The organism is Streptococcus sp. HMSC034E12 (assembly GCF_001835915.1).
Lineage (GTDB): Bacteria > Bacillota > Bacilli > Lactobacillales > Streptococcaceae > Streptococcus > Streptococcus vaginalis.
On sequence record NZ_KV826458.1, the window covers coordinates 1 to 1,059 of the forward strand.

Below are 1,059 nucleotides of genomic sequence, written 5' to 3' on the forward strand. Positions count from 1 at the left end.
TGATAAATTGTAAAATATAGTGCAACAAAAAAACTCATAGCGTTTCATTGGTGTAAACTGTAAGTAACCACACAAACAGAATCCCGAGGAAAAACTATGAGCTACTTCCATCTTACCATAACCGACCGAATAAAGATAGAAACCTACTTGGAATTAGGTTTGAAACCTTGCCAAATTGCAAGTAAACTTGGCGTCCATAAGTCTACCATTTCAAGAGAGTTAAGACGATGTCAAAATGGCTATTCTGCAGTCTTAGCACAGGAAGAGTACGACCGCAGGGCTAAACAAAAAGGTCGGAAGTCTTGTTTAACACCAAAGTTGAAAAAGGAAATTGAGAACGGTTTAAAATCTTCCTGGTCGCCTGAACAAATTTCTGGGCGCTATCAGCTTGAACAAAAGCCAATGGTCGCTTTTAAAACCATCTATAATTGGCTCTATACTGGTTTGATTGATCTGGATTTAAGCGTCCTTCGTCGTAAAGGAAGAACTCGACAACCCAAAGAAACACGTGGAAGATTTAGGATTGGCACGCCGATTGCCAAACGTCCTAAAGAGGTTCGGAATCGTGAAACTTTTGGCCACTGGGAACTTGATACTGTGGTGTCTTCCAGAGGCAAAAGCAAGGGCTGTTTAGCGACCTTTCTAGAGCGAAAAACTCGTTTTTACTTAGCTTTCAAGATACCAGACAGAACAGCCAAATCCATGTTTTCAGCCATCGAACAACTTTGTAAACTATTTCCAAAAGAGACTCTTAAAACCTTCACTTCAGACAGGGGAAAAGAGTTCGCCTGCTATCCTCTGGTAGAGAAGTTAGGATTTTCCTTTTTCTTTGCGGACGCCTATTCATCTTGGCAGAGAGGAGGTAATGAAAACGCAAATGGCTTACTAAGAGAATATTTCCCAAAGAAAACAGATTTAGCTGCTATATCTGATGAGGCTTTGAACAAGGCCTTATATGATATCAATCACCGACCACGAAAATGTTTAGCTTACAGAACTGCTTATGAAGCTCTAGTGGATGAGTACGAGTAAACGTTGCACTTTTTATTGCAATTTATC

Annotated in this window: 1 protein-coding gene; it reads left to right on the plus strand. The window is 40.1% G+C overall.

What is annotated here, in order from left to right:
• The first annotated feature begins 96 nt into the window (after positions 1-96).
• Positions 97-1,032 (plus strand): IS30 family transposase, encoded by a 936-nt coding sequence (locus HMPREF2574_RS07810; RefSeq protein ID WP_070812398.1) that lies wholly within the window; start codon positions 97-99, stop codon positions 1,030-1,032.
• Positions 1,033-1,059: the final 27 nt, after the last annotated feature.